The sequence below is a fragment of the Microbacterium sp. genome, assembly GCF_052102115.1.
In the GTDB taxonomy this organism is placed as follows: Bacteria; Actinomycetota; Actinomycetes; order Actinomycetales; family Microbacteriaceae; genus Microbacterium.
The window spans coordinates 1-7,441 of the sequence record NZ_JBQDVP010000083.1; the positions used below are offsets into that span (position 1 = coordinate 1).

The 7,441-nt window shown below is 68.0% G+C and carries 10 protein-coding genes; 8 read left to right on the forward strand and 2 right to left on the reverse strand.

The genetic code is table 11. From position 1 onward, the window contains the following. The 7 genes from ACTICP_RS15290 to ACTICP_RS15320 all read left to right on the forward strand — a co-directional run. A partial coding sequence (locus ACTICP_RS15290) for a formylglycine-generating enzyme family protein (protein ID WP_441893806.1) occupies nt 1-531 on the forward strand: 531 nt, incomplete at its 5' end. Then, nucleotides 528-893, forward strand: coding sequence for a YidH family protein (locus ACTICP_RS15295; RefSeq protein ID WP_441839169.1), 366 nt, complete (start codon nt 528-530; stop codon nt 891-893). The genes ACTICP_RS15290 and ACTICP_RS15295, both read left to right, overlap by 4 nt. Before the next feature lie 10 nt (nt 894-903). After that, nucleotides 904-1,239, forward strand: coding sequence for a DUF202 domain-containing protein (locus ACTICP_RS15300; RefSeq protein WP_441893809.1), 336 nt, complete (start codon nt 904-906; stop codon nt 1,237-1,239). A gap of 88 nt (nt 1,240-1,327) precedes the next feature. Beyond that, nucleotides 1,328-2,053, forward strand: coding sequence for a GntR family transcriptional regulator (locus ACTICP_RS15305; RefSeq protein ID WP_441893811.1), 726 nt, complete (start codon nt 1,328-1,330; stop codon nt 2,051-2,053). Between the two features lie 208 nt (nt 2,054-2,261). Then, the gene (locus ACTICP_RS15310; RefSeq protein ID WP_441893813.1) at nt 2,262-4,526 is read left to right on the forward strand and encodes a DUF4073 domain-containing protein; all 2,265 of its coding nucleotides are present in this window, start codon (nt 2,262-2,264) and stop codon (nt 4,524-4,526) included. A 72-nt stretch (nt 4,527-4,598) separates the two neighbouring features. Further along, nucleotides 4,599-5,273, forward strand: coding sequence for an HAD family hydrolase (locus ACTICP_RS15315; RefSeq protein WP_441893815.1), 675 nt, complete (start codon nt 4,599-4,601; stop codon nt 5,271-5,273). A 25-nt stretch (nt 5,274-5,298) separates the two neighbouring features. Continuing rightward, on the forward strand, nt 5,299-5,838 hold the full coding sequence (locus ACTICP_RS15320) for a 2'-5' RNA ligase family protein (RefSeq protein WP_441893817.1): 540 nt from the start codon (nt 5,299-5,301) through the stop codon (nt 5,836-5,838). Between the two features lie 116 nt (nt 5,839-5,954). On the opposite strand, the gene ACTICP_RS15325 is transcribed toward ACTICP_RS15320, so the two are convergent. Further along, nucleotides 5,955-6,341 carry a hypothetical protein gene (locus ACTICP_RS15325; protein WP_441893819.1) on the reverse strand — a complete coding sequence of 129 codons (387 nt, stop codon included), beginning with the start codon at nt 6,339-6,341 and terminating at the stop codon, nt 5,955-5,957. A 171-nt stretch (nt 6,342-6,512) separates the two neighbouring features. On the opposite strand from ACTICP_RS15325, the gene ACTICP_RS15330 reads away from it, so the two are divergent. After that, nucleotides 6,513-7,115: a hypothetical protein gene (locus tag ACTICP_RS15330; protein WP_441893821.1), complete on the forward strand. Its 603-nt coding sequence runs from the start codon at nt 6,513-6,515 to the stop codon at nt 7,113-7,115. 15 nt (nt 7,116-7,130) lie between these two features. Here the strand turns inward: ACTICP_RS15330 and ACTICP_RS15335 are convergent. Further along, the coding region (locus tag ACTICP_RS15335; protein WP_441893823.1) for an MmcQ/YjbR family DNA-binding protein at nt 7,131-7,441 on the reverse strand (311 nt) is incomplete at its 5' end.

The following is a 7,441-nucleotide window of genomic DNA, read 5'->3' on the forward strand; positions in this document are numbered from 1 at the left end:
CGCGATTCGTCGCTCGACGGTCTCGGCGACCACCCCGTCGTGCACGTCAGCTGGTACGACGCCGTCGCCTACTGCGCGTGGGCGGGCGCGCGTCTGCCCACCGAGGCGGAGTGGGAGTACGCCGCGCGCGGCGGGATCGACAGCGCGAAGTACCCGTGGGGTCACGACGAGGTGGATGCCGGGGGCTGGCGGGCGAACATCTGGCAGGGCGAGTTCCCCCGGGTGAATACGCGCGAGGACGGCTTCCTCACCACGGCACCGGTGCGCTCGTTCGAGCCGAACGGCTACGGGCTGTGGCAGCCGGTCGGAAACGTGTGGGAGTGGTGCCAGGACTGGTTCGATCCGAACTACTACGGCACCTCCCCGGCGACCTCGCCGACGGGGCCCGAGCACGGACAGGTGCGGGTGCTGCGCGGTGGCAGCTTCCTCTGCCACATCTCGTACTGCAACCGGTACCGCAACTCGGCGCGCTCGCAGAACACTCCCGACTCGGCGGCGAGCAACATCGGATTCCGGACGGTCGCGCTGTGAGCGGCGGCAGAAGATTCCCGGCATCCGTCTATCGCCACGGCGACGAGCCCGATGCGCGCTTCACGCTGGCGAACGAGCGCACCTTCCTGGCGTGGATCCGCACGTCGCTGGCACTCATCGCCGCCGGCGTCGCGCTGGAACTGTTGGGGCTTGATCTGCAGCCAACGCTGCGGCTCGCGGCATCCCTCGTCCTCGCGGTCACGGGCATTCTCGTGCCGACGTTCGCGTGGATCGCGTGGTCGCGCACCGAGCGGTCGCTGCGCCGCAACCAGCCGCTCCCTGGTTCACTGCTGGGCGTGGTGCTCGGCGTCGCGGTGACGATCGCCGGAGTCCTCGTCGTGCTCGCGATCCTGTGGCGATGACGGGGCTGCCGTGACGACGATCTTCGACCCCGGACTGCAGCCCGAGCGCACCGAGCTCGCCTGGCGGCGTACCTGCCTCGCGCTCGGGGTCGGGTCGCTCGTCGCGCTGCGCGTCCTGCCGGAGGTCTTCGGCAGCGCCTGGTGGGCACTCGGTGGCGTGGCCGGCGTGCTCGCCTCGGGAACGTTGTGGATCGCCGCACGCCGACGCTACCGACAGGGCACGATCGCGCTCGAACGTGACGGTGACCGTGCCCGGCTGCCCGACGGCCGCCTCGCGATCGCTCTCACCGCGTTCGTCGTCGTGATCGGCATCGTCAGCGTCGCTCTCATCCTCGCGAGCGTGTGAACGGTCGCCGTCGCCCGGCCTCGATCCGCACCATCCGTTCGCCTCGATGATCTACCCTGGCCGCCGTGAAGCCGCCGAGGATCGAGTCGTGACCCGCTACCGAGATGTTGCCGATGACCTGCGCCGGCGCATCCTGCAGGGTGAGTTCGGTGCGGGGGAGCGGATGCCGGGGGAGCAGAGTCTCGCCGGTCAGTACGCCGTCTCGCGCGGGGTGGTGCGCAATGCGCTCGCGGCCCTGCAGCGTCGGGGGCTGGTGACCGCGCACCCGGGCTCGGGGTGGCGGGTGCGCGCGGATTTCCGCACCCAGGAGTTCGCCGAGATGCGCTCGTTCGCGCAGTGGGCGCTGTCGCGTCGGATGACGCCGGGCGGCCGGGTCGTCGGGCAGGAGTGGGGTCCGGCGTCGGCGGTCGATGCCCGCGTGCTGCGGATGCGCGCCGGCGACGACGTGCTGTGGGTGACCCGGGTGCGCACGCTCGACGGGCGGCCGGTCATGGTCGAGCGCACCACGTATCCGCCGCGCGTGGCGCCGGTGATCGAGGCGCTCCCGCCCGATGAGCCGTCAGTCATGGCCGCGCTGCAGGGCGCCGGGATCGCGATGGCGTTCGGGACGCACCGGATCGACACGGTGGCGGCATCGAGCGAGGATGCCGAGCTGCTGGGCCTGCGGCGATCGACCCGGCTGCTGCGTCTGCGCCGCGAGACGAAGGGCGAAGACGGGATGCCGATCGAGTACGGCGATGACAGATACGCGCCCGACACGATCACGTTCGAAGTGCACGCCTCGGGGTCGGGGAACCTCGTCGGGCGCGCCTGAAGGCAGCGTTTCAGAACAGCAGCGTTTCAGGACAGGTGCGCGCGGGCGGGCGCACCGGTATCGCTGTTCACGCAGGTCGGCCAGACGGATGTCGCCGGGTGTTCACCGGGATGTAACGATCCGCCGGTTCTGTCGAGAGCGGAGGTCAGCCTCCGCGGCGCCGATCCCCCTGCGGTGACCGCCTCTCTGCTCTGGAAGGAACCCGTTCATGCATTCGCCCTCAACGCCTGCGGCACGCCGTCGCCGGGGCGCGACAGCGGTCGGCGCCCTCGCCGTCTCCGGCGCGCTGCTGCTGTCGCCCGGACTCACGGCGGCCAGTGCCGCACCCGCTAACGCTGCACAGGCCAACGCTTCACAGGCCAACGCTGCTCAGGCCGACGCCGTCGCGGCCGCCGCGTCACAGCTGACCCTGGCCGACACGACCTTCGCCGTCGGCGACTCGATCACGGCGGAGTACGCCACCGATCGTCCGACGGATCGCAACTGGGTCGCCGTCTACCCGGCATCCGCCGAGACCCCGTGCTCGGGCTGCGGCTTCGCCTGGGACTATGCGCCGGGCGAGTCGGGAAGCGTCAGCATCCCGCTGAACGACCGCTCCGGAGACCCGCTGCCGGCGGGCGATTACCGCCTGGAGTACCTGTACGACGACGGCTGGACGCGCGTCGGCGAGCCGGTCTCTTTCACGATCGAGGGTGACGTCGCCGTGCCCGACCCCGAGCAGTCGCAGCCCGGCGATCCGGCTGCGCCCGTCGAGATCGACCCGGTCGCGACCGATGTCTCGACTGACGGTGTCATCCATCGCGAGGGCTTCAGCGTCGAGGGTGCACCGGAGGGATGGACGGTCGAATCCGAGACGGATGCTGGTGACTACAGCGCCTGGACCTTCACCACCCGTGCCGACTGGACCGGTGAGATCGACGAGATGCGCGGCCGCTTCGCCCGTCCGCTCGGCGTGCTCGCCGTCGCCGACGCGCAGCAGTCGGGCGGCGCGCTCGACACCACACTGACCTCGGCGCCGGTCTCGGTCGACGGCCTAGCTTCGGCTCGTCTCACCTTCGACAGCCACTACCGGGGAGCAGCCGGGCAGTCCGGCGTCGTGAGCGTGAGCTTCGACGGCGGGGCGAGCAGCGAGATCCTGCGGCTCGACTCCGAGAGCGTCGCCGACGACTATGACGCCCGTCAGATGAACTACGCGCAGGATGTCGTCGTCGAGGTGCCGGAGGACGCCGAAGAGGCCGTCTTCTCGTGGCAGTTCACCGCCGACGAGGGTGCCCGCTACTGGGCGATCGACTCGGTCGCCGTGCACGAGGTGCTGAAGGCGACGGAGGCGAGGCCGACACAGGCCTGGGTCATGAGCGACATCCAGGGTCACCCCGCAGACTTCGAGCACGCGCTCGGCGACTACTCCGAGATCGCACCCGAGGCCGACGGCATGCTGCTCGTCGGTGACATCGTGAACTCGGGAACGTCGGGCGAGTGGCAGGAGATCTATGACGTGATGGATGCCACGGCCGACATCCGTCCGCGTCAGACGGTCGCCGCCAACGGCAACCACGAGCGGTACGCCCCGGGTGGGTTCGACGCGAACATGGAGCGCTTCTTCGCATTCGCAGAGCGCGAGCAGCCGTGGGCCGAGTACGTCATCGAGGGACCGGCGGGCGACCTGCCCGTGATCGTCCTCGGGCAGGAGTTCGGATCGCCGACGGATGTGGCGATGTCGGACGAGCAGGTGGCGTTCTTCGAGGAGCGCCTCGCGCACTGGACCGCCCTGGACAAGCAGGTCGTGGTGATGACGCACTTCCCGCTGGGTGACACGGTCTCGGCATCCTGGATCCCCGGGTACCACGGCCATCATCAGATGAACGATCGGCTGACGAGCATCCTCGGCAACTACCCGAATGCGATCCTCTTCACCGGACACACGCACTACCCGGCCGACCTTGGCGACTGGGCCGTGCAGCGCCGTACCGATGACGGCCACCCCGACGGATTCCGGGCCATCAACACGATCGCGATGCACATCGAGTGGGACGCGCGTGGCGAGAACACCGCCGGGATCAGCGAGGTCACGACGCGAGACATCAACCAGGGGCTGACGCTCGACTCGTACGGCGACCGCGTCGTCGTGACCGCGTACGACTTCGCGACGGATGAGCAGCTGCGTCAGGTCGAGATCGCGAACCCGCTCGTCGCGTTCGATGCGGATGTGCGGCCGGCTCCGGAGAACCCGGACCCGGAGAACCCGGACCCCGGAACCCCGGAGCCCGAGAACCCGGAGCCCGAGGCGCCCGGCAACCCGGGTGGCGGCTCGGGCGACACCGGCGACGCTGAGAACCCCGCAGCTGACGACGAAACGGCCGCGGGCGACCTCGCCACGACGGGTGCAGACCTGCCGTGGGGCCTCGGCCTGGCCGCGGGCGCACTCGTGCTCGGCGGTCTCGGTCTGGCGCTGCGCGCTCGCCGCAACGCCTGATCCATTTCGACGCTCGGCCCCGTGCGCACCCCCCCGGCGCACGGGGCCGAGCCCTTCTCCCGGAGTGACACCATGAACGATTCCTCTTCTGCTGTGCGTCGCCGGCCGGCCGCGGTGCTGTGGGACATGGACGGCACGATCGTCGACACCGAAGCGCACTGGAGCATCGCCGCCGATGAGATCGCGCGGGCGCACGGGATCGAACCGTCGCCGGATGCTCTGGCGGCACTGGTCGGGACGTCTCTGACCGCCGGGGCCGAGCTCATGCGTGGCTGGGGTGTCGACGTGCCGGTGGACGAACTGGTCGATCGCCAGCTCGAGCTCGCGATGCGCAACACGGCGGCCGCCGGACTCACCTGGCGCCCCGGCGCGGTCGAGATGCTGTCAGCGCTTCGTGCCGACAGCATCCCGCTCGCGCTGGTGACCATGTCGTATCGGAGCTATGCGGATGCCGTCATCGATGCGCTGCCGGACGACACGTTCGACGTCATCGTCACCGGGGATGCCGTCGAACGGGGCAAGCCGTTCCCCGACGCGTATCTGCGGGCCGCGGAGCTGCTCGGCGTCGATGTGCGCGACTGCGTTGCCATCGAGGATTCGCTCATCGGGCTCGCAGCTGCGCGCGCCGCCGGTGCACAGGTCGTCGGCATCCCGCACCACGTCGCGATCCCGGAGGGTGCGGCGGATGCTGTCTGGCCGACGCTCGCCGGCCGTGCTCCCGAGGATCTCTGGGTGCCGCTGGTGTGAGGGGTGCGTCGCCTAGCATCGAGAGATGTCCCGGACAGCGCTGATCGTTGAGGCACCAGCGTCGGCCACGCTCGCCGCGCTGAGGCAGAAATTCGCCGCCGACGCACGCTTCGACGTGCCTCCCCACCTGACGGTCTTGTTTCCCTTCATGCCCGCTGAACTGCTCGACGACGGCGTGGACAATGTCCTCGCCAGAACGTTTCGCACTGTGCCCCAGTTCGACTTCTCCCTGACGCATACCGGATGGTTCGGCGAGGAGGTGCTCTGGCTTGCACCGCAGTCTTCCGCCCCGTTCCTCGACCTGACTGCTGCAGTCGTGCACGCGTTCCCGGGGTATCCGCCTTACGGAGGCCAGTACGACGGATCCGTACCTCATGCCACCGTGGGTGATTCCGGCAGTTACGAAGAGTTGAAACAGGCTGTGCAAACTATCGAAGAAGAGCTGCCGTTGAGTGGGACTGCGTCGGCCGTCGTCCTTCTTATCGAGGATTCACGCGGCCGTTGGCGCGAGGAAAGACGGTTCCCGCTCTTCGAGCGCGACGCTGCGCAAGACCGCACAACATAAACGCATAAACGCGCTGGAGTCGGCGGAGGGCTCCTCGGAGCGGCTGTAAGAAGCGACTATCGACTAGACCTTGCCAAGACAAGGGCGGACCGCCTTCGGCGCTGTGTCAAGGCGGTTCAGCCGTTGAACGAGTCGTCGATCAGAGCCTGCGCGGCCCGGTTGACTTCCTTCAGGCGGTCCTCGCGGATCGCGTTGATCGGAGTGTCGTAGTCGAGCCACGGGTTGGCGCCGATGAACCACACGCGAGCGACGTGCTCACCCTCTGCGTCGGTGACTCGCAGCCACTGCTCATAGGCGAACGCGAGTCGCTTCACAGCTTCGGGGCGAGGCTGTGGCCCGTCTTCCTTTGCCCACTTGTGTGAAGACTTCGTGTCCTTGGAGCCCGCGAGGACTGAGACCAGCGTTCCGCCGAGCGCGGCGTTGAGACGCCGGGTGATCTCACGGATATCCAGACGGACAGTGCGCTGGTACGCAACGTTCTGCGCTGGTGTCTTGGTGACCATCTCGCACCTCTTCTCTGTCATCACCTGTGGTTCGAGAATACGTGAGGTATCCTAATAAGTACAGAAAAAACCACGAAAATACCACTCGTATAGTGTCCTACCCCGGGGTAGGATCCCAGGATGGCGACGGAATCGACAGTCTCGGATCGCACGCCTGCTGCATCGCGAGCGATGAGGATCGTTGCAGGCGGGGGCGTACTCGCCAGCGGCCTCGTGGCAGTCGTCATGGGGCCGTCAACGGTGTGGCTTGTGCGAGATCAACTGCACATCAACTGCAGCATGGGGCAACCGGGTTCTGAAGGCGCCGACGCCTGGATGTGCAGCGACGGCATCGGATACCTCGGTGTCGCCGTGGTTCTCGGACTGATGTGGTTTCTTGCGATCGTGCTCGGAACTCTCGTGGCGATGCTCGTCCGTCGCGATCGAGCGGCGCGCCTGCTCCTTGTATTGCTCGCCGGAGCATCCACTGTCTGGATCCTCGCATGGACCTGGTACGGGTCCAGCGCGCTCGTCTACGACGACTACGCGCCGATGACGGGCCAGGAGTACTGGGTCGTCGCGGTCGGTCCGGCTGCGGTCGCCGGCATCCTCGGCCTGGCCGCCGGGCTGGTGAGCACCGTGCTGAGCGGGCCTCTCTCGCAGATCGCGGGTATCGTCGCGGTCGTCGGGCTGACGATCGCGACAGTTCTGCAGCCGGGGCTGAGCATCAACACGATTCCCGCTGTGGGGCTGCTCGCCGCGACTGCTCTTCGCGGACGCGCGTCTCTTCGATGACGATGAAGGAGAGTGTCACTGGTCGATCTTTCCGAACGTGACCGGATTCACCGGCTGTTTCGCTTTCGGCAGGTTCTCCACGACGAGCCGGTAAGACTCTGTCACCAGCTCGTCGACGAGGCGCTCGTGCAGGTCGCCGCCTGGGCGCAGCGTGATCCAGTGCCGTTTGTTCATGTGATAGCCGGGGGTGATGTCGTCGTGCTGCTCACGGAGCGCCTTACTGTCCTCCGGGTCGGCCTTGATGATCACGATCGGTTCACCGGTGACCTCGGTCAAGAGCATGAAGACCTTGCCGCGGACCTTGAACACTTCCCATTCTGGCCCGA